The organism is Alkalibacterium sp. s-m-28 (assembly GCF_054658175.1).
The window spans coordinates 1-212 of the sequence record NZ_BAAGIQ010000532.1 but is presented as its reverse complement, the minus strand read 5'-3'; the positions used below and the strand labels follow the sequence as shown (position 1 = coordinate 212).

Below are 212 nucleotides of genomic sequence, written 5' to 3'. Positions count from 1 at the left end.
AAGATTGCCAATCAGCGCAAAGATTTCTTGCACAAACTATCCAAAAAGATTACAGACGAAAACCAAGTCATTGTAATCGAAACGTTGTCCAGTAAGAACCTGATGAAAAATCATAAACTGGCAAAAAGCATTGGTGATGCAGGATGGTATGAATTCGTCCGCCAATTAGAATATAAATCCAAGCAAAAAGGACGGACACTTATCAAAGCAGA

1 protein-coding gene is annotated in these 212 nt (G+C 37.7%); it reads left to right on the top strand.

Annotated features, from left to right (window positions below; translation table 11 throughout):
• On the top strand, nt 1–212 hold a 212-nt coding region (locus ACYQ4S_RS13150; RefSeq protein WP_459771633.1), incomplete at both ends, for an IS200/IS605 family accessory protein TnpB-related protein.